This is a genomic window from Sunxiuqinia elliptica, assembly GCF_900113005.1.
Lineage (GTDB): Bacteria > Bacteroidota > Bacteroidia > Bacteroidales > Prolixibacteraceae > Sunxiuqinia > Sunxiuqinia elliptica.
The window spans coordinates 103387-124966 of record NZ_FONW01000010.1; the positions used below are offsets into that span (position 1 = coordinate 103387).

Sequence of the window (21580 nt, forward strand, 5' to 3'; positions counted from 1 at the left end):
AAAAAGAACCAGTTTTCAATAGTAAGCGCATATCGAGTTTCTGTCTTAAATCAACTTTTGTTTAAAATGGATATCAACTCATATTCTCCTCTAAAAATAAGCGTTTTACCTCGCGGAATTGATGAACTCTATTTCCACATTTATGAACTATATTATCCAAAAAAGAATGTCAAATAGAATATATACTTTAACTCCGAAGACAATTAGCTCAGCTTCCAATAATTAGATGATCGACTCCATATCAAGAATCAGAAAGATTGCCTTACTCCTCTCACAATGACGTAAAGTGACAACGGTAAGTAAAAACTACCGATAGACTCCTGCGGGTAGTCCTTGCACATCAAGGGCAATTTGAAAAAGCGAGCCGCTTAAGGGGTATGCTTGCAATTGCTCTTCAGACAAGCCTTCTTTAGCTGTTGAGATAAACAAGGTGTTAAGATCAGCTCCACCAAAAGCGCAGGAAGTTACATGAGGGGCGGGAACATCGATTACCCGCAGTTGTTCCCCCGTATTTGGATTCCACTGAATAACGGCATGACCGCCCCAGTGGGCAACCCACAACATTCCCTCCGAATCAATGGTCATACCATCCGGAGCTCCAAGCTCATCCGGTACATTTATGGCGATCCTACGATTAGACAATTCTCCGGTCGCCTGCTTGAAGTCGTAGGCAAAAATGCACTGTTCAGCGGTGTCAATGTAATACATCGTTTGTCCATCAGAAGACCAAACAATTCCATTGGAAATCGTTACTCCTGCTTGTTTCACAGTCAAAGCCTGCCCATCAAAAACATAGAGATTGCCGGCTTCTTTAACAACTTTCTTGTTCATTGTTCCGACCCAAAAACGACCGGCCGAATCGCATTTCCCATCGTTAAACCGGTTCCCTTGCAATTCGTTCGGATAGTCGGTCAATGGATGCAAAACACCATCCACTGCCATTCCATAAATACCCGTTTCCAATGCGAGCAAAACAGTAAACTCGCCAGCGGCAGGAACGACAGTCCCAATCATACTTCCCGTTGGGTAGGTTTTATTTTCCTTCTTTACCGGATCGTAACGATGAAGTTTTTCTCCGGTAATATCCACCCAATACAATACCTTTTCAAAGGGGTGCCACACCGTGCCTTCTCCTAAAATTGCCACTGGCGTATTTTCAACAAGCTCGACTTTTTGTCCCATAAGTAAATTCGTAATCAACAATGTTGAGAGTAATAACAAAAGTTTCATAAATGCCAGATGTTAGACTTTGAGATGTTCGGATATTCAGACTTTCGGATATCCAAACAACCTGAAACTCACAAGCTGGACTCCCAAGGTCTATCTCTATCCGCAAATCAGAAATAATAAGTCATCAATTCTAACTGTCCTGCATTAAAGCCGACCGGCCTCCATCCAAAAGATAGGTTGTACCCGTAGCGAAAGCTGCAAAATCACTTGCCAGAAAAGCACACCATGCTCCAACTTCTTCTGGGGTACCAAGTTTTCCTGCCGGATGCAAATCAATTGTTCGTTGACGTTCAGCGGCTGCGTCCGGGAACGAGTTAAACCATTTATCGTTTCCGGGAGTATCGATAAATCCAGGAGCGACTCCCACAACCCGCACAGAGGGTCCCCATTCAATTGCCATGGCACGAACCAAACCAGTAAGTGCCGTTTTGGTCACATTGTATGGAAAACAACCAGGAATTGACGAGTAAGCATGATTGGAAGTCATAACGACAAAAACTCCTGAAGAACTTGCTTCTAAATGTTTCCGGCTTGCTTTTGCCAAGCGCCAATGCGAAGCCAGGTTTAGTTCATGATTGTATGTCCAATCTTCTTCGGAACACTGCGAAGCTCCTTTGAATACGTTTACCCCGGCATTGGAAACCACTAGATCGATCTGCTTAAATTCACGGGCAACACTTTCAACAAAAGAGGCAATCTGCTCTTTTGAGGTAACATCAACCGCTTGGTAAAAAGCTTTCTTCCCAAAAGCTTCAACACTCTTGATAAAATCTTTGACACTATCCTGATCTTCAGATGTCCTTGCACAACCAGCCACATGACAGCCAGCTTCAGCCAGCACTTTTGCGACTCCTGCACCAATACCACTGGAAACACCTGTTACAATAGCTACTTTATCGGTTAGATTAATCCCTAACATTTTTATTGGTTTTATCTGTTTATATTTTTTAAAGACACTTTTGTTAGAGCCAAGACAATAGATTCTTAGACTACTTCGAACTAACTTAAGGCTCACAAACTCTGTCAATATACTTTAGTCACTTCGTACTTTCCTATTGCTAAATATAAAAACCTTTTTTAGCAATACGGATACCCGGATGCTTCTCCATTTCTTGCTCAACCAAATCGACACCTAAACCCGGACGATCAGACAATACCAGGTAACCTTGATCGACCTCAATGGCATGATCAATTACTTCATCTCGCCAAGGGACATCGCAATAAATATATTCCTGCCGGAAGAAATTGGGAACAGCCGCACACACATGGGCACTTGCCAATGTTGACAGGGGCCCATTTGGATTATGCGGTGCCAACAACACATTGTAGGTTTCGGCCATGGTTGCCATGCGCTTCATTTCCGAAGGGCCACCACAACGGGTGATATCCGGCATAATAACATCAACCACCTGTTTCTCCAGCAGATCCCGAATTCCGTGACGTGTATAATGACGCTCTCCCACGCAAATCGACACTTTGGGATCGATGCGTTCGCGAAAGGCTTTCAAAGTATTGGCATTTTCAGGGCCTGCAGGCTCTTCATACCAAGTAATGTTCAACTGAGCCAATCGTTCAGCCATGGTCACTGCTGTTTTGAAATTGAGCATTGCATGTGTTTCGATCATCAAGTCAGCATCGGGACCAATCGCTTCGCGAACGGCCTTGCTCACCTCAAAAGCCCGGTTTTGCTGCTCCTGGCTCAAGCCCAAATCGGTGTTTAAGTCTTCACCATACAAATAGTTGACATGCGCAAAAGGATCAAACTTAACCCCCTTAAAGCCAGCGTCCATTACCTTTCGAGCCTGCATCGCATAATCCTCGGCATTGTGTCCACCTCCAGTGAACCAGTAGTTGGCGTACAACCTGATTTTTGTCCGAAACGCCCCTCCCAGCAACTCATACATTGGGACTCCCAGTTTCTTTGCCTTCAAATCGAGTAAGGCCATGTCAATACCCGAAATTGCACACATACTAACACCAAAAGGACCAACCCAATTCAAATCGCGATACAATTTGGTCCAGATAAAGTCAGTTCGCATCGGATCCAATCCGATAATACGTTTTCCTGCTTCAATTGCAGCAGCTTCGATCATTTGACTTCCGGGCCAGTTTGTCGCTTCGCCAACCCCTGTAATTCCTTCGTCGGTATATATTTTAAGTAAAGTCCAATTGTACTTTACACCTTCAACCAACCATACTTTTACATCTGTAATTTTCATTCATTTCAAATTAGAGCCAAGATACAAGAACCAGGAACCAGAATTTTCAGACGACCATATCCGAACCACTGATTTTCAAATCCTTTACTCATGGCTATTTCTTATTTATACATTGCCTTACATGATTCCGTATTTGTCCCAGGCTTCAACAGCACTCATCCCTTCCTGAATGGCTTTTAATACCGTTTTCTCCCCTCGAGCCTTTTCCAAAGAGCGCGCAAATACTTCCTTCTCAACCGACTGAGGGACCACACAAACGCCATCAATATCACCAACAATAATATCACCTGGATTGATACGAACCCCGTTCATTTCGATAGGCACCCGAAAGTCAATCACTTTACCACGAGGTGCCTGATCCTGAGAATAGGGTCCATAAGAAAACACCGGTAAATCAACATCATAAATCCCCTTGGTATCGCGCGAATAACCATTGACAACAGCTCCAGTGCCACCACACATTTTGATGCGGGTAAGCATCAGTTCGCCAACTAAAGCATAGGCAGGAGAAGAACCAGAGCAGATGTAAACCTCGCCCGGCTTGATATCATCCAAAGCTTCCAACATCAAGCCAAATGGTTTATCCATTAAGGGGTTTTGTGATCCGGGGCTCAATTCTTCGAAACAGTCAGCTTCCAAAACAGTCATCGCCCGTCCAACCAGCATCATCTCCTCTTTCAGCGGCCTGATTTGAGGAGGTAAAAACTGATGCTGAAGCCCCATCTTGTCCATAATGTCGCCAATTACAGCTGTATAGAGTTCCTTACGGATAAAACCGAAAAGCTCTTCGTCGTCTTTCCAATCGTTTGCAGTCATCTTATTTATTCGTTAGTAATTAATAGTTTTATTTGTCCACTTAGCTTTTGTCCTCTGGTTAATGGAATGTCATACAAAGCTGCATGAGAACTAAATCCCCGCAGGAACCGTTCTGACCCCGGATTATCGTACCCCGCCACCAGCCAATGAATGTTGCCATTCTCAAGCCAACTACGTACATGCTGGCTACCGTCCGATTTTAGCTGAATGGTACTTGCACCTTTAGCAGCTAAGGCAGCTTGAAATACATTGCGCTTGGTTGAGCGGAAATCGTTACTTCCATAGCGCGTTTGATCCTGATGATAAGCCCAGAAAGGCTTTTTCGAAGGGCCTGCTAATCCACAGCGCTCATCGTTGTAAAAAAGTTTCGCTTCACCTTTCAGCCGTCCAATATGATCTTCGGGGTAAACGGTCCACAGTCCTTTTTTCTCCCAACTCAGGGTATTGAATGTTTCAGGCAATGAAAATGCCACACCCCATTGACGGAAATTCTCATTTTTCAGCATGCTGTAATCGTACGAAACAGCTATGGAGCCATTAGCCTGAACAGTGATTCCCATCGCTCCTGTTGCCTCATCGTATCCTTCAGTCAGAACAATTTTAAGCTGCTTCTCTCCTTCTTCTACGTCCACAGAATGAATGCTACGATTTGATGCAGCGGGAGAATACAGCGTATAGTCCGGCGTTTCTTTGGTCATCTGTGTATCGCCTTTATTATTGGCAGAAACCAGCATTAGTATTGGCCAATCATTTAACACATCGTGTCCTTTTGAATCTGAAATACGGAATCCTTCAGGGCCAAACTCAACCTTCAGCTTTTTACTTTCTGCAATTTTTTGTTTCCCTTTTCGGCTCCATTGAAAACGATCCTCATTCGCTTTAATAATCTCCATTTCAGGCATCGAAAAATCAAAAGCATATTCATCAACAGCCACTTTGCTGTCTTTGTAAACAGTCAACTTCAATTTTCCTAGTTCTTTGTAAGTGAAAGGAAGCATTGCTTCGACTGATTCTCCGGGCTTGGCCTCAACTCGTAGTTGTCCTTTGGCTTGATTATTATTCCAAGTAATCCGGCATTCATCCAAATTTGAAAAGAAGTAGCGATTCTCCAGTGTAAGCTTTACAGGCTCATCATTCAGTCCACTTTCAAGTTTGATTTTTACCGGTGAATAGATTTTCTTCATATGCCAATATTCTGGTTTTGGCCTTCTCCAGCCATCGACAGGCCCCCAGGTTCCATAGCCAACAGCATGTCCCGACGGTAAAAAGAAGGTATCATCAATACCAGCCCATAGAGCGCCGCCCAGTACGCCTTTTGCAGCATACATTTTCTCCCACATATGATACAAAATATCTCCCCAGAAATCACGAATTCCAGGATCAGTCATCAACTCGAACCGGTTGTAGGCATTCAAGTGTACGTATTCATCAAAAGTAATTGGACGCTTGTGGTTGCGGTACTTATCAGGACCTCCAGGCCCTGGATAGTGATGATTGGCAAGCTCCAGGTATCCGCCATCTCCATCAGGTCCGTATTGACTAAAAATACGAGGTCGTGAAGGATCAGCAGCCTTTACTAAGTCAGCGGCTTCTTTAAAAAGTTCATCAAAATCATACGACTCATTCGCAATTGACCAATGCAAAACCGATGGATGCGATTTATTCAATTCAACCATTTCGAGGATGGGCTGCACGATGGCTTCAAAGTAGTTTGAATTGTTAACAGGCTTTTTGCCAGCCCAGCAAAATGGGCCTTCCACCTCAACAAACATTCCCAGCTCATCGCATGCATCCAACAATTTTTGATTTGGAGGATAGTGCGAAGTTCGGATGTAATTGACATTTCCTTCTCTAAACAGTTTAACATCCTCAAACCATTGGTTTCCATTTAACGAACGTCCCCGCAAAGGATCAACTTCGTGGCGACAAACCCCTCGAAGTTTTATGGGATGATTGTTTACAAAAACCTGGTTATCACGAACTTCAACTTGCCGAAAACCAAATCGTCGTGACACTTTTGTTTGCTCTACGCCATCCACAAGCAGTGAACAATGCAGCACATAAAGGTTGGGATGTTCCGGATCCCATTTTTCAGGTTTCCGAACATCCACGCTTGTTTCAATCTTTTTTGTTCCTGCTTCCAGCAAAACAGCCAGTTGCTTGTCGCCCTCAAAAGCAATTTGCTTTCCAGACAGATCGGTAAGTTCAAACTTTAGAACGGCATTCTTACTGCTGTTGCTTTCATTAGACAATAAAACCTGGGTTTCAAGAAGAGCATTTTCATATGTCTCATCAAATGTTGTTTGGACATGCAAGGATGCCACATTCACTTCGGGAAGGGCCATCAAATAAATTGGACGGGAAATGCCTCCCAAAGGATGAACAGCATATTGAGAACCAGAGGACAGACTATCGGCCACACTTTCGCTACGAACAGCCAACGCAATTGTATTGTTCCCTTTCTTAACTGCGTCGGTAACATCCAACTCAAAAGGGGTAAATCCGCCTAAGTGTCCACCAACTTCTTTTCCATTCATCCAAATGGTACATTCACTGTAAACAGCTTCACATTTTAGCTTAATACGAGCTTTTTTCCACGATTCAGGAAGCTGAAACTCCCGATAGTAACCGGCATACTGTCCGGCATCTACTTCAAAGCCTTGCATCCCCCATTCGCCCGGGACCTCAATATTTTCCCAGTTTGTGCTGCCTATATTTTTCCAAAACGAGTCCGCTGGACTTGGATTAAAGTTCCAGGTTCCATTCAGGTCAAGTTGTACCCCATCAATCCCCTTAACTTTCTCGGGAATGGGGCTCCAACGGATAGTTTCCAACTTTTGATGATCAAAAGTAAATTGAGCCTGGATATTTACTGCAAACACCAGGATTATCATTAATAGACTTAGTTTTTTCATTATTCTAGAGTTTTCAATACCTGTTTAACAGAGCCTGTGCCTTTTTTATCCTTGTCTCTGCGCTTCCTACTTCTTCACCAATTGCAGTTTTACGGAGGATTTGATCACACTTCCTTCTTCCAAAGGTTTACGCTCATCATTATAATGCCCGCTAAAGAACATGTCGCCGCCACCGGTTGAATAACCAGCCACCAAGAAGCTGATGTTTTCGTTAGCATCAACAAAAGCCCTAAAAGCCTGCTGGCCATCGCCAACAACCGTTACCCCATAACCATCGGCATTGGATAAAGCAGCCCAGTAAATATTCTCACGCGTTGCTCTAAAATCATTTGTTCCCAACGAAATAGCATCAAAACGCCAATCATTGACAGGCTTTTGCCCAAACGATTCAATTCGAAAAGCTTTGTCGCCAAAAGGTACCACTTCTCCATTCGTACGTCCAATATGATTCTCAGGATACCAACTCCAAAGTCCTTTCCGGTACCACTGCAAATTTTGGGAGCTTTCGGGAACTGAGAAAACCAATCCCCATTGACGTGGATTCATTTTGATCGTTGCCTTCATCTGGTAATTGACGACCACATCACCTCCGGCTGTGAACGCGTAGTTGATCTCCCCCTCGGCCATCGTGTAACTAAGCAAAACTTTAACTTTTACCGTATCGTTTACTTGCTCCCAGCTAACATCCTGCACCTTCTTCCCGGTACAAAGCGAGTTATGAAGAGGAATTTCGAGGCTATGTTCCGTATTGCAAGGGCCTGTTCTTAACTCGAGCATCATCAGTTCAGCTCCGCCATTGAGAACTTTTTCATGATTGATCTGAGCTCCATTAATCACTCCTTCTTTCAAGCCAAACTCCCATTCAAATCCGTCTCCTGCTATTTGCAAATGATCATCAGCTTGTGACACTGCTAACTGGCGAGCCAACACTTTTTGGAAGGGAAAATCATCGCGTTTTACCTGGCCTATTTCGATAGCACAGGCTTCTACTTCAATATTCTGAGGAGAGACCACACGAACTGTCAAAATTTCTCCATCCAACTGCGTGTTTGTCGGCCAAATATCCAGGATGCCTGTTTTTTGTGGAGGTAAATCCATGTTTACCGTACCTGACTTATTTCCAACTTGCCAGGAGATACGGCACTCACTTAAGTTTGTAAAATCAAAGCGATTCTCTATTTGAAGACGAATAGGCTTTCCTTTTTCAGGAACTTCAACATGCTGATTATGTATTTTTACCGGAGAATAGCTCTTTTTCATGTGATAGTACTCCGGTTTTTCGCGTCGCCAGCCATCAATTGGCCCCCACTCGCCATAACCAACAGCACGTCCGTCGGGCAAATAAAAGACATCGTCAATTCCTGACCAGATAGCCCCTCCAAGGCATCCCCGGCTTTTATACATGCCTTCCCACATTTTTCGGAATCCCCGTCCCCAGGCATCACGCACGCCAGGGTCAGTTACAATCTCTTCGCGGTTGTAGGTATTCAGATGAGCGTACTCGCCAAATAACAACGGACGTTTAAAATCCTCCACCACCTGAGGCCCATTAGGACCCGGATAGTGCATGTTGGCCACCGGCATTTTCGTACTGCCGTAGTTGTTAAATCCGCCGTAAGCCTGATCATGAAAGGTAGCAGGTCGAGTCGGGTCTTGCTGCGCATAAAAATCGGCCAACCGCGACCAATTCGCTGTCCACATGGATTCATTGACCATTGACCAAATCAGGATACTTGGATGATTCCGGAAGAAAGCCAGATCGGCACGAGCAATTTGCTCAAAATAGTTGTACATGGCCGGATCCTTGGGATCATTGTCGTTCCAGTGCTCATTAGCTCCATGGCCCACCCAGCAAATTGGATTCTCCAGTTCGACATACAAGCCAAGACTATCACACAAAGCGATAAACTCTTCAGCTGGCGGGTAATGGGAAGTCCTGATGTAGTTCACGTTTCCCTGCTTAAACAATTCAGCATCCTGCTTCCAAAGCTCAGGAGTTAAACTCCTGCCTCGCAATGGATGAACTTCGTGGCGGTTCACCCCCTTCATTTTAATCGGAGTTCCGTTCACGAAAAGCTGATTGCCAACGACCTCAATTTGCCGAAAGCCTATTTTCTTCACGATCGTTTCAACGCCAGCATCAGTTAAAACATCAAGCTCAAGCCGATATAAATTTGGATGTTCAGCATCCCATTTATCAGGCTTAGCTACCGGAAATGAAAGGCTGATTGGCAACTCCTTTTCACCCTTCAGTTGGACGGTTTTACGAGAGTTTGCCAGTTCCACTTGCCTCCCATTGGGAGCGAACAGACGAACATTTACATCCGCACGTTCAGCAGCAACAGCATTTTTTAATGTTGCATTAATTGCTAAATCAGCATGCTCATAATTTTGATCCAAAGGAGTGGTTACAACCAAGTCGGCAAGGTATACTTCAGGAACGGCATACAAGTAAATCTTTCGTAGAATTCCTCCCAGTTGATGGGCAGCATATTGCGTTCCCGACATCAAGGTATCAGCCATTGTTTCTGCTGTAACAGCAATTGTCAGGCGATTTTCCTTTCCACGCTTGAGCAAAGAACTAACCTCTTTTTCAAACGCAACCATCGGGCCGGTATGGGAACCTGCACTTTGCCCATTAACAAATAAATCAGCCTTGCTAAAAACGGCATCGCAACGTAAAAAGATCTTGCAGTTTGTCCATGTCTTTGGAACAGCAAAAGATCGGGAATAAACTCCGGCCTTTCCAGGTTCTACCTCAAATCCCTGCATGGCCCATTCTCCAGGGACTTCAATCTGAGGCCATTTTTTTGCTCGATTGCCCACCTCAGCAAGGTTTCCGGAAAAGGAATCATTGAAATTCCATCGCCCGTTCAAGTCAACTTTCACAGGACTTACCGAGGAGTTTCGAGGAACAACAGCTAATTGTCCGTAACCCGACGGAGCAATTAGCAAGAACATGAATAAACAAATTAAAAAGTGTAGATTCTTCATCTCATTATATATTATTAGTTGTAGTAGTAATCATCACATCTCATTGTACTTTTTATCTGAATCTTACCGGAAATCGCTTATCCCTTTTGTTGAAAAGAAATAGTGCTTTCCTGCACAGTTCAAAATTACACTGTTCAGCTTTAAAGTAGTTGAATCATTTTACCTGTAACTTGAACTATATTTTCAACAGATCAATAAATCCAGTAAATTTGCTTCAATTTGTGATTCGGTATTCGCACAAAATGACATTTTATGCAGGCACAATATTTTAAACTGACCAAACAGGTTCATCAATCCATTTCAATTCGGAAAGATACCCGTACTGCCTTTTACGACCACTGGCACTATCACTCTGAATTGGAACTCGTGTATATTATTCAAGGTGAAGGGACCCGTTTTATTGGTGATGATATATCACGCTTTGGCAGTGGAGATTTGGTGCTTTTGGGAGTTGGATTACCCCATGTTTGGAAGAGCGATGACAGCTACTTCGACCACAACTCAAGAAAAAAAGTTAGTGCGATTGTACTGCATTTTGGACAAGACTTTTTAGGGCCTGGTCTTTGGGAATTGCCTGAGATGGCTCCTATAAAAAAGCTTTTGGAGCTTTCTCCTCGCGGAATCAGTTACCATTTACCCGAGGGACATCCGGTAAAACGGAAGCTCCGAAAAATGATAGACCAACAGCCCTTTGACCGACTCACACACTTGCTCACAATGCTACACAAACTAGCTCAAGTGGAAAATCAGACCATTCTATCAGGTATTCCGTTTGCCGATCATTATCAAAAACACCATTCCAAGCGAATTGACAAAATCTATGATTATATCCTCACCAATTTTGAAAAAGAAATTAAACTGGAAGAGCTCGCTCTGCTTGCCAATATGACTCCTGCATCCTTGTGTCGTTTCTTTCGTCAAAAGACACGAAAATCGGTCAGTGAATTTATCAATGAAGTGCGGGTAGGTTTTGCCTGCAAGCTTTTAATTGAAGGGAATCTTTCGATTTCTGAAATTTGTTTCCGATGTGGCTACAATAATCTGTCCTATTTTAACCGGCAATTCAAAAAAATAATCGGGCTAACTCCCGGCAATTATCAAAAAAAGAAAAGTCTGTTTGAGGAAGAAAAACAAGCGTAAGTTTTCCATCCTTAAACAGACTCATGTCCCGTTAGAATTCATCCTAATCCACAACAGGAACCTTTCTACTGAACAAGCTCAAGGACTATTTCTTCTTTAGTTTCTTTCCTACTTCTTTTAGGATTTGAACACTTTCTTCAGGAACATTACCTTCCCCATCGGGCCCAATGTTTAGCAAGAGATTTCCTCCTCTTTCGTTGATTTCCATGAGCTGGGTATAAACTTTATCAGCGCTTTTCCAGTTATGATCCTCTTTTTTAAATCCCCATGAATCATTCATGGTATAGCATGCCTCCCAGTAGTGCTCCAATGCATCTCCAGGGTGTTCCTGTTCCGGTGTTCCAAAGTCTCGTTTAAACTGGGCTCGTTTGGCCACTCGATTATTGATGATAATCGACGGTTTTAACGTACGAATGTATTGGTACAAGTCCTCGCCACTCTCCATGTCCCACCAATTCACCCAATCGCCATCAAACCACAAAATCTCAGTATCATACTTTTCAACCAATTCACGGATTTGATTTTTCATATAAGCGATGTACTCTTGTTTCTTCTCAGGAATCATAGCCACCTGGCCCCAACGATTCCATCCATCTTTTCCAGAATCATTGCGATGTTGTGAAGGGTGATGCCAATCAATAATACTGTAGTACGTTCCGAATTTGATTCCTTGCTTTTTACAGGCATCAGATAGTTCCTGAATCAGATCACGTCCTTTCATCGGAGAACTGGCAATATCAAAATCGGTATACTCAGAATTCCACAAGCAAAAACCTTCATGGTGTTTTGTGGTAATCACCAAGTATTTCATGCCGGCCTTTTTAGCTAAACGTGCTATTTTATCCGCGTCAAAATGCTGTGGGTTCCAGGTATCAATTAACCGGGCATACTCTTCCCGTGAAATATCAGCCGATGATTGAATCCATTCGGCATATCCCTTAACTGTTTTTCCATCATAAATTCCCCCAAGCTGACTGTACAAGCCAAAATGAATGAACATGCCATACTTAGCATTGGTAAACCATTCCATACGTTTTTGAAAATCAGCATCCGATTCTTTCAGGTAATTCACCTGCGCCCAAAGTTTACCCGATAAAGAACCGAGCACGAGCGCTACAAGGAGTAGTCGTTTTTTCATCTGTCTATTTTTTTTGAGTAGTATTTGTCGTCAGACAGGTAAAGAAAGTATTTAATTTATAAATCCCCAACACTTGCTCTTCATTCAGCTTAGTGTGAGACTCGCTAGCACAATGTCTGCAAACACCTCTAGCAATTACTGACTAATTCGTTCCGGCTTAGCAAAATCGCCTTCCATGGTATAAGGCAATTTGTATATCGTGCCATTAAAATTGCCAAAGTAAAGCTCGGACTTACTGAAGTCATGCGAATGACCATCTGCCCAGAAAAAACAAAAAGGAGCTTTAAAGTTTAGCGGTCTGCGCACATAGGAATGAGCCCGTTTACTATGTTTCGTCACATCCAGCTTCTTCTGCCATGTTGCTCCCTGATCACTTGATTGCCAAATGGCCAACTCACCACCGACACCCCAGGCTTGTGTCCCTTGCTCGGTTGGACCAACAATGCTCCAATTATCCTCCGCAATGAAAAGACTCCCCATGTCGTAATTATGGTCCGACTCAGTCACCACGGTTGTTTGCCAGGCTTTTCCATCCCAAAAAGTTACGCACCATTCATAAGGAGTGCTTTCCGGTCCGGGCTTATACCCATTGCTACGAATATACAGCACAACCGGATTCCCTTTTGAATCAAAGTCCATATCTTTCATGTACACATTCTTTTTTTGCTTGTGATAACCTGGGAGGCTAATATTAAACGTATGACTGAAAAATCCAACAAGTTCTTTTATCGAAATCTTTCCGTTATTAATACTCATAGTGAGAAACAAAGCATAGATCAATTCCAGTAAAGCACGTTTACTGCCTGTCCAGGTAAGGAGTGTTCCTTTGTATATATTTAATTTGACTGGTTTACCACTCTCTATCCGACGAAATCTTGTACATTCAATTTCTATTTCTACATAATGAACTAAGTGGTCTAAAAACGCCAGCAAATCAGGTGCAGACTTTTTCTTTCAATGACTAGAGTTTCTTTAACCCATTCGATAGATAGCTTAAGATGGTGCCAATTCCTATATTCCTCAGCTTGGCTTCCCCCCCTTGTCTGTATCTTCTTTATCATTTTTTTCCATTTTTCAATCAGCCGTTCCATTTCCTGCATACGAACCTCCTCTTTCTGATCCGCCAATTCTGTAAACTCATTTAGAAAAGCTTTTAAAGATTTGTTTTTCATCTTTCCTCTTTTTTTGGTTATTATTTTTACTTGGTTCAGGTGATATATTCACAAATTGATTAAAATATTCCTTTTTGTGTGCACAAAAACCAAGCTAAAGTATTAGATCATCGAATTTTGATGAAATAAAGGAGCATCAATAAATGTAAAAGCTACTATGTAGCTATAGACAAATAAAGACAAGACTAGACACATTAACTGATAATAATCAATCTTCAATTTTCCGAAATAGATTTGCCCAGAATTGCCACAAAACCGATCATATAGCTTATGCAGAAAACAAAAAGCAGAAATATTGAAGAAGCCACCCAAAGAGTCAGGGATAGAATCCCCTTGGAGGAACTCCGCCATACTGCTAAATACAATGATTTGTCTCCCGAAAATTACAAGCGGCTTATCAAAAGTGCAGAAACCATTGCCTTACTGATACTCAGCGCTTATATTTCAAAGAAATAGCCCAATTGGGTTCGGTATTTGCATTACCTTAACGTTGATTTTATTCAAAATCCTTACTTCTATGAACGATTTAAACCTCTTTAAACAATTTGCGCCACAAGCGCCAAAGCAATTCCAGGAGGGCAATAATGCAGTTATATATACCCGAGTATCATCTGCAGACCAAGAAGATAACACCAGCCTAACGTCTCAAAAGAAACACTGTGAAATCTTCGCAAAAAGCCGAGGTTTAAACATTGTTGGATATTTTGGCGGGACATACGAATCCGCCAAAACAGACGACCGTAAAGAGTTTAACAGCATGCTGACCTTTGTGAAACGCTCCAAAAAAGTCAACTATGTAATTGTTTACTCTTATGAACGCTTTTCCCGCTCCGGTATTAACGGGGCTTCTATTGCCGATGATCTGCTGAAAAGATACGGAGTTATAACACTAGCAACCACGCAGGAACTTGACCCTACAACTCCGGCGGGATCCTTCCAGCAAAAAATACTATTCCTCTTTGGGCAGATGGACAATGAATTAAGGCGCGACAAAGTGGTTACGGGAATGAAAGAGTTGTTGATGAAAGGCTATTGGTTGTGGGGAGTTCCACGCGGTTATAAAGATTTGAATAAAGGAAAGGCTGAACGTAAGCTGGTCATCAATAAAGAAGGTAAGCTTTTAAAAAAAGCCTTTGAATTGAAGGCATATAAACAGTTATCCAACATTGAAATTGTACGTCGGCTAAATAAAATAGGGGTAAATATATCTGAAAAGAGGCTAAACAACTTGTTCAGTAATCCATTTTATTGCGGATTAATAACTAGTAAAATGCTTCCAGGACAGGTAATTTAGGGAAGGCACGAGCCTTTGGTTTCTAAAGAGCTATTTCTAATGGTTCACAACATTCGGCAAGAAAAAAGGGTACATGGATTTGTACATGAGAAGGACAATGACAATTTACCCCTTAAAGTATTTGCAAGATGCGACAAATGCGGCACCTTTTTAACAGGCTATTTAGTAAGAAAAAAAAGGTTTGTACTACTATAAATGTCCTACAAAAGGGTGTAATGTAAACCGAAGCGCCAAAGCAATGCATGAGATGTTTAGGGAAATGTTGAAAACGTTAAAAATAGAGAAAGAAGAGTTTGAAATCGTCAAATTGCAAATAGAGGAACAAATGGCCACTTTTTTTCAGTCGCAGATTGAAGATGCTAAATGTCTAAAAAATAAGGTTGCCGAAATAAGAGGTAAACTGGAAACGATTGAGGAACGTTTTGCTACAGGAAAAATTGACCATAATCTTTATCAAAAGTTCAAACCGAAATACGAAAAAGAGTGTTTTAAAATTGAACAAGAATTAAGCAAGACCGGCGAATATAGTTCGAACCTCAAAAAAGCAATAAATTTTACAGCTAAAATGTGTACCAACCCCCTATCTTTGTGGGAAAAGTTAGAGTTAGAGGAAAAAAGAGTGTTTCAAAATCTACTATTTCCGGAAGGAATTACCTACAACCGAGAACTAGACAAAGTTCGAACTTCTCGCATGAATATCTTCTTTTCTATAATCCCTGAATTGACGGGCTTTTCAGAAGGATATAAAAAAAGGGATTCCATCAAAAATGATGAAATCCCCCCCTTGGTACCCCGGACGGGATTCGAACCCATGACCTACTGCTTAGAAGGCAGTTGCTCTATCCAACTGAGCTACCGAGGCATCCTTAAAGCGGTTGCAAAGATATAAAAATATCAAAAACTTCAACCGCCTATAGGCTATTTTTTACAATCGAATAGTTCAAATTACTTATTATACCAAGTGTATGTTATTGGCTCGACATTGCTTATACATTTCATCAGGCCAAATACTTGCCTGAATTTCACCAATGTGCGCTTTACGCAAGAAGTACATGCAAATACGAGACTGCCCAATTCCGCCTCCTATCGACAAAGGAAATTCATCATTCAACAAACGCTTATGCCACAACAATTCTTTGCGATCCTCCGTTCCAGTGATCTTCAATTGATGTAGCAAGGCTTCTTTGTCAACGCGAATTCCCATCGATGAAATCTCAAAAGAACTTTGCAAAACCGGATTCCAGATTAAGATATCACCATTCAGCCCTTTGAAGCCGTTAACCGTTTCAGTTGTCCAATCATCATAATCAGGAGCTCGTCCATCATGCTTTTCGCCACTAGGAAGTTCGGCTCCGATACCAATGATAAAAACAGCACCAAACTCTTTAGCAATGGCATTTTCACGCTCTTTAGGACTTAAGCTTGGATATTTTGCCTCTAACTCTTCAGCATGAATGAAGGTAATTTCTTCTGGCAAAATAGGCGTGATTTGAGGGTAATGCTCATAAACGAAAAACTCAGTGCGCAATAGTACCGAATAAATTTTCCGAACAATCTTTTTCAGAAAATCCAGGTTACGTTCTTCTGGGATAATTACCCGTTCCCAGTCCCATTGGTCAACATATAATGAATGGATGTTTGTCAATTCTTCATCAGGGCGAATCGCATTCATGTCCGTATACAAACCGTAGCCCGAAGCAAAGTCCAGATCAGCCAAACTCATTCGCTTCCATTTGGCCAACGAATGTACAACTTCCGCTACATGGTCATTCAACTCCTTTACCGGGAAGGTAACCGGACGTTCAATTCCATTTAAATCATCATTGATTCCGGTGCCTTTCATCACGAATAAAGGAGCTGTCACGCGACTTAATTTCAACTCCGACGATAAATCCTGCTGAAAAAAGTCTTTGACCAATTTGATGGCCTTCTCTGTTTGTTTTAAGTCCAGGTGCGACTTGTAGTTTTCTGGAAAATATAGTTTCATATCATAAAAATAAAACTGCCTGGTAGCAGCAGTTATACATGTATTAATTTCTCAAGCGTCAAAAGTAGCAAAAATCTCCCCAAAAGCGCCAACAAATATCATATTAAAAAGAAATCGACCTATTTTTGATCAAAATTACTAACATTCATTCAGCTTACTTTCTCTAAAAGTATTGATTAAAGTTTCTATTTTTGCATCGTCATGTTTTATGGACACCGCTCTAATATCATCAATCTTTACCTGATTAAGTTCGCCAAATGGTTTAACCTGATCATGCCCATTGTCGTCCTGTTTTATCAAGACAACGGGCTAAACATGCAGGAAATTTTTTGGCTTAAGTCGATTTACTCCATTGCCATCGTAGCGATGGAACTTCCTTCGGGCTATTTTGCTGACGTGTGGGGACGCAAAAAAACGCTACTTGCAGGAGCTATCCTCGGAGCTGGAGGCTTTGCGATGTATAGTTTTTCGCATGGATTTTGGGCCTTTGCAGTTGCTGAAATTGTTCTTGGGCTTGGTCACAGCTTCGTTTCCGGGGCCGACTCAGCCATGCTTTATGACACTTTAAAAGCATCGAAACAAGAACGAACTTACATCAAGCAAGAGGGATGGATTACTTCGGCCGGGAATTTTGCAGAAGCCATTGCCGGCGTATGTGGTGGGCTACTAGCAACTGTCAGCCTACGACTTCCCTTTTATTTTCAGTTTGGAGTTGCAGCAATTGCTATACCTGCTGCCATTTTATTGCGCGAGCCCAAAATACACCTGCATGAAAAAGCTCCAAATTTCAAGAGTATTCTCCAAACAGTTAAACAAACTTTCACTCATCAATACTTACGATCTGCCTTATTGGTTTCAGCTTTTACAGGAACAGCCTCGCTTACTTTTGCTTGGTTTGTTCAGCCCTTTTTTCAGGAAGCCGGTTTACCTCTTACCCTTTTTGGAGTGATGTGGACCCTACTCAACCTATCGGTAGGTGTTTCATCGATGTTTTCTTATAAAGTAGAAAATCGCTTGGGACAACGCTATGCACTACTCACCATTATTTTGGGTTTGAGCATAGGCTATTTACTTGCTGCCTGGAAAATCAGTCTGGCTGGTATTGCCATTCTTTTTTGGTTTTATTTGATTCGGGGAATTGCCCATCCAATTCTGAAAGACTACATCAACCGCTACACCCAATCAGAAGTTAGAGCAACAATTCTGTCGGTGCGCAATTTTGTTATTCGAATCAATTTCGCAATTATCGGCCCCCTATTGGGTTACCTTACCGACCATTTCAGTTTATCCTCGGCGCTGTTGGTTACAGGCATTAGCTATGCCATTGTTGCCTTAATCAGTGCTATTCCGTTGCTGCGAGAAAAACGTTGACAATTTGAAGGTGCGATAATCGATAAGTTGAAATTTCAACGATTGAACTCCAAATCTACAACCCTCAATCGTTTTCAATCGAGAGTTTTAAACCATCATAAGCCAAGAATACATTTTCGGGTAAAAGCTTTTCAATCTTGCTGTGCAAGCCCATTAGATGAGAAATATGGGTTAAGTAAGCCTTGCGCGGTTTTACCTGCTCAATTAGAGCCAATGCTTCTTCCAAATTGAAATGCGAAATATGCTTTTCAATGCGCAGCGCATTCACAATCAAAACATCCAAGTTCTGAAGTTTTGCAATCTCTTCCTCTGGCAAATGATTAATGTCAGTGAGGTAGGCCATTTTTCCAATTCGATAACCAAATACAGGCAACTTATGATGAAAGCCACGAACGGGTAATATCTCAACCGGACCAATATTGAAAGGCTTATTTTCAACCAAGTGTAAGTTCATTTGAGGAATTCCCGGATACTTATTTTTCTCAAATACGTAGTCAAACACTCTTTTTATAGCAGTTTGCACTCTTTTTTCGGCGTAAATGTCAGTCGGGTGTTTCTGCACCCAATTAAAAGCTCGAATATCATCCAAGCCAAACAGATGGTCGGTATGCTCGTGGGTTAACAAAATAGCATCCAGCTTTCGCAATCCAATTCGTAGCATCTGCTGGCGAAAATCAGGACCTGCGTCAATAACCAGCTTTAAGCCATTAAGCTCAACAAACAAAGCCGACCGTAAACGTTGGTCTTTAGGGTCAGTCGATTGACAAACCTCACAATCACAAGCAACAACCGGAACCCCTTGCGAAGTACCGGTCCCTAAAAGTTCAACAGCTATTTTTTCAGTCTTTTCCATGTATTCAGGCAAAACTACAAAAAATAGATTTTCTTATGCCGACCGTGTAAATTAATTAATTTTGAAAAAATTTTGACTCATGGCTCAATTATACCTCATACCTGTCACGCTAGGAGAAAGTGACCTTCAAACAGTGATTCCAGATAATCATAGGAATATTATCTTATCCATATCTCATTTCATCGTTGAGAATGTGCGTACAGCACGTCGTTTCTTAAAGAAGGTGGATAAAAATATTGATATTGATTCGCTTCATTTTTATGAATTAAATAAGCACACCGATCAAAACCGTATCAGTTCCTATCTTCAGCCAATAAAAGCAGACCAAGCCGTTGGCATCATGTCTGAGGCAGGATGTCCGGGAGTGGCTGACCCTGGTGCTGAAGTTGTGCGAATAGCCCACCAAAAAGGCATTCAAGTTGTACCAATGGTTGGTCCCTCTTCCATTTTACTGGCTATGATGGCTTCTGGAATGAATGGTCAAAACTTTGCTTTCAATGGCTACCTACCAATAAAGAAGGGCGAAAAAGGCAAGCAAATTAAGCTGCTCGAAAACCGGATTTATAGCGAAAATCAAAGCCAGCTATTCATTGAAGCCCCATATCGTAATTTGCAGTTATTGGATGATTTACTCAACAATTGTCAACCTCACACCAAACTTTGCATTGCCTGCGATCTGACTTTAGAAACCGAGTTTATAAAAACAAAAAGTATCTCGGAGTGGAGAAAGTCGAAACCCGCAATCCAAAAGAGGCCGGCGATTTTCATTCTGGGGAAATAGACGAACTGGTATTCTGCTGATCTGTTTATACGTAAGAGAAAGTGCTAAGGCCTCCTATTTTGAGTTAAAGAAGGTGCTAAACTCGTGTTCAAAATTGGGGGTAAATAGGCCTTTCCCTAGATTTTGAGCAATCTGCTTGGGGGTCCAAAATTTGCCCTCTTCCACCTCATCGGAATGCAAGTGGATGCTTTGAAAATCATGGGTTGTAAAAACATAAACCAACTCCCTTTCCACATCGCTCTCCCAAACGTACTGCTTTAAAAGTCGCGCGGAGAAGTTTTTTAATCCGATTTCTTCCCACGCTTCGCGCTGTAAAGCAGTTTGTAAATCCTCACCAAAAGCAATGTGACCACCAACAGCAGTATCCCACTTTCCCGGTTGAACAAGCTTGTTTAAAGGTCGTTTTTGTAGATAAATTGCTCCCTTCTTATTGAAAACATGCAGATGAACTACCGGGTGCAACAACTTTCCGCCACCATGACAAACCGAACGAGGAGCTTTTCCAATCACTTCCCCACTTTCATTGACAATCGGTAACTGTTCTTCCTCTGCCAAACTTTTCTGTGTTCGCTTTTGCTTCCAGAGTTCGAAAATAAAAATCACTCCAAACAGGATGTAAAACAAGCCCCCACTAATAAAAGCCCAAGCTTCGTTTGACAACCAGAAGGCGGCATAGAACACCAGCGCAGTATGAGCCGAAAAAACAAAAAACATCAATTTTAGACTCTTCCGCATTTGAGTCATTTGCTGTTCTGACAGCTCGATATCTTTCATGTACCGACGGCTCATTAAAGCAACCACATTGACCTTAGAAAAAGCTGACAATGCAAGAACAGCGCATAAGATCAACTCAACCAGAGCCGGTTTGAGTTTAAAAAAGATATCATTATGCAATAACAAGGACACACCCCCTAAAGCCAACAACAACAAAGTGTCGAACAGCACAAAACGATCAAAGCGCTTTTCGCGATAACCGATCCAAGCCAGTTCCAACACTCCAATAGCCAATGCGGCGATTAAGCCAGCCTTTGTTCCCCAGATTTCATCGATCGTAATGAAAACAAACAGCGGAATAAAGCCGGGGAGCAGTTTCTTTAAAAGTTCTATTCGTTGTGGTTGCATATAAAAAAGAAACCCGCAATTGCGGGTTTTGTATTATTCTTCAGTGTCTTCAGTACTAAGCTTATAGTGGTTTTTTATTTCAATATCAAAGATTAGTGTTGAAAACCGAGGTAACCCTTGACTGGAACTTGCTCCATAGGCCAATTCAGAAGGAATAATCAACGTTCCTTTGCCTCCCTGTCTCATGTGAGTTACACCCTCACTCATACCTGCAATCACTCCACTGCCTCCTACAATAAAATCAAAAGGTTCATAGGTGCCTGACATGTCGAATACTGTGCTGTCAATTAGCATTCCGGTGTAAAATATTTTTACCCGGTCGCCATTTTTGATCGTGTCTCCGGTTCCTTTTTCACGCTCAATGTAATATAGGCCGGAAGCTGTTGGCTCCTCTTGAATATCATTTTTCTCAATAAATTCCTCTAATTTTTGTATCTCTTCAGCTCGCAGTTTTTCTAAATCTAAGCCATTATCTTTACATGAAACTGATATGGCAATAATTGCAACAACTGAAACGATCAGGAAAAAAGTCTTCTTCATTTTTGTAT

18 protein-coding genes, 1 tRNA gene and 1 pseudogene are annotated in these 21580 nt (G+C 42.0%); 5 read left to right on the plus strand and 15 right to left on the minus strand.

The features are described from left to right. Positions 1-306 precede the first annotated feature (306 nt). The 6 genes from BM156_RS16145 to BM156_RS16170 form a co-directional block, all read right to left on the minus strand. Complete coding sequence (locus BM156_RS16145; RefSeq protein WP_093920934.1) at positions 307-1230, minus strand: SMP-30/gluconolactonase/LRE family protein; 924 nt, start codon at positions 1228-1230, stop codon at positions 307-309. A gap of 130 nt (positions 1231-1360) precedes the next feature. Then, the gene (locus BM156_RS16150; RefSeq protein ID WP_093920935.1) at positions 1361-2149 is read right to left on the minus strand and encodes an SDR family NAD(P)-dependent oxidoreductase; all 789 of its coding nucleotides are present in this window, start codon (positions 2147-2149) and stop codon (positions 1361-1363) included. Between the two features lie 139 nt (positions 2150-2288). After that, a complete protein-coding gene (locus tag BM156_RS16155) occupies positions 2289-3449 on the minus strand; it encodes a mandelate racemase/muconate lactonizing enzyme family protein (RefSeq protein WP_093920936.1) in 1161 nt (386 codons plus the stop codon). A 117-nt stretch (positions 3450-3566) separates the two neighbouring features. Next, on the minus strand, positions 3567-4265 hold the full coding sequence (locus BM156_RS16160; RefSeq protein ID WP_093920937.1) for an RraA family protein: 699 nt from the start codon (positions 4263-4265) through the stop codon (positions 3567-3569). 5 nt (positions 4266-4270) lie between these two features. Next, a complete protein-coding gene (locus tag BM156_RS16165) occupies positions 4271-7180 on the minus strand; it encodes a glycoside hydrolase family 2 protein (RefSeq protein ID WP_093920938.1) in 2910 nt (969 codons plus the stop codon). Between the two features lie 66 nt (positions 7181-7246). After that, a complete protein-coding gene (locus BM156_RS16170; protein ID WP_093920939.1) occupies positions 7247-10174 on the minus strand; it encodes a glycoside hydrolase family 2 protein in 2928 nt (975 codons plus the stop codon). Positions 10175-10426: 252 nt separating this feature from the next. Between BM156_RS16170 and BM156_RS16175 the strand changes: the two genes are divergently transcribed. Then, positions 10427-11314, plus strand: a complete 888-nt coding sequence (locus BM156_RS16175) for an AraC family transcriptional regulator (RefSeq protein WP_093920940.1) — start codon at positions 10427-10429, stop codon at positions 11312-11314. A gap of 85 nt (positions 11315-11399) precedes the next feature. Here BM156_RS16175 and BM156_RS16180 read toward each other — a convergent pair whose 3' ends face one another. From BM156_RS16180 to BM156_RS16190, 4 genes and pseudogenes are all read right to left on the minus strand, one after another. Beyond that, entirely contained in the window at positions 11400-12452 is a 1053-nt protein-coding gene (locus tag BM156_RS16180) for an alpha-L-fucosidase (RefSeq protein ID WP_093920941.1), read from the minus strand. A gap of 135 nt (positions 12453-12587) precedes the next feature. Next, positions 12588-13100, minus strand: a complete 513-nt coding sequence (locus BM156_RS20830; RefSeq protein ID WP_244525754.1) for a hypothetical protein — start codon at positions 13098-13100, stop codon at positions 12588-12590. Positions 13101-13130: 30 nt separating this feature from the next. Next, positions 13131-13385 (minus strand): annotated as a pseudogene (locus tag BM156_RS20945) (RteC domain-containing protein); the annotation flags it as partial. Further along, complete coding sequence (locus tag BM156_RS16190; RefSeq protein ID WP_093920943.1) at positions 13370-13624, minus strand: hypothetical protein; 255 nt, start codon at positions 13622-13624, stop codon at positions 13370-13372. The pseudogene BM156_RS20945 and the gene BM156_RS16190, both read right to left, overlap by 16 nt. 270 nt (positions 13625-13894) lie before the next feature. Here BM156_RS16190 and BM156_RS16195 point away from each other — a divergent pair, with 270 nt between their 5' ends. Further along, positions 13895-14080, plus strand: coding sequence for a hypothetical protein (locus BM156_RS16195; protein WP_093920944.1), 186 nt, complete (start codon positions 13895-13897; stop codon positions 14078-14080). Between the two features lie 61 nt (positions 14081-14141). Then, the gene (locus tag BM156_RS16200) at positions 14142-14918 is read left to right on the plus strand and encodes a recombinase family protein (protein ID WP_093920945.1); all 777 of its coding nucleotides are present in this window, start codon (positions 14142-14144) and stop codon (positions 14916-14918) included. Between the two features lie 785 nt (positions 14919-15703). Here BM156_RS16200 and BM156_RS16205 read toward each other — a convergent pair. Beyond that, positions 15704-15780 (minus strand) — tRNA-Arg (locus tag BM156_RS16205). A 90-nt stretch (positions 15781-15870) separates the two neighbouring features. Then, positions 15871-16905, minus strand: a complete 1035-nt coding sequence (gene asnA / locus BM156_RS16210; protein WP_093920946.1) for an aspartate--ammonia ligase — start codon at positions 16903-16905, stop codon at positions 15871-15873. A 201-nt stretch (positions 16906-17106) separates the two neighbouring features. On the opposite strand from asnA, the gene BM156_RS16215 reads away from it, so the two are divergent. Then, complete coding sequence (locus tag BM156_RS16215) at positions 17107-18276, plus strand: MFS transporter (protein WP_093920947.1); 1170 nt, start codon at positions 17107-17109, stop codon at positions 18274-18276. A gap of 64 nt (positions 18277-18340) precedes the next feature. On the opposite strand, the gene BM156_RS16220 is transcribed toward BM156_RS16215, so the two are convergent. Further along, complete coding sequence (locus BM156_RS16220; protein ID WP_093920948.1) at positions 18341-19129, minus strand: MBL fold metallo-hydrolase; 789 nt, start codon at positions 19127-19129, stop codon at positions 18341-18343. 79 nt (positions 19130-19208) lie between these two features. Between BM156_RS16220 and BM156_RS16225 the strand changes: the two genes are divergently transcribed. Then, a complete protein-coding gene (locus tag BM156_RS16225; RefSeq protein WP_093920949.1) occupies positions 19209-19910 on the plus strand; it encodes an SAM-dependent methyltransferase in 702 nt (233 codons plus the stop codon). Positions 19911-19964: 54 nt separating this feature from the next. Here the strand turns inward: BM156_RS16225 and BM156_RS16230 are convergent, their stop codons facing one another. Beyond that, positions 19965-21032: an NUDIX domain-containing protein gene (locus tag BM156_RS16230; RefSeq protein WP_093920950.1), complete on the minus strand. Its 1068-nt coding sequence runs from the start codon at positions 21030-21032 to the stop codon at positions 19965-19967. Between the two features lie 33 nt (positions 21033-21065). Beyond that, the gene (locus BM156_RS16235; protein ID WP_093920951.1) at positions 21066-21572 is read right to left on the minus strand and encodes an FKBP-type peptidyl-prolyl cis-trans isomerase; all 507 of its coding nucleotides are present in this window, start codon (positions 21570-21572) and stop codon (positions 21066-21068) included. Between the last annotated feature and the right edge of the window lie 8 nt (positions 21573-21580).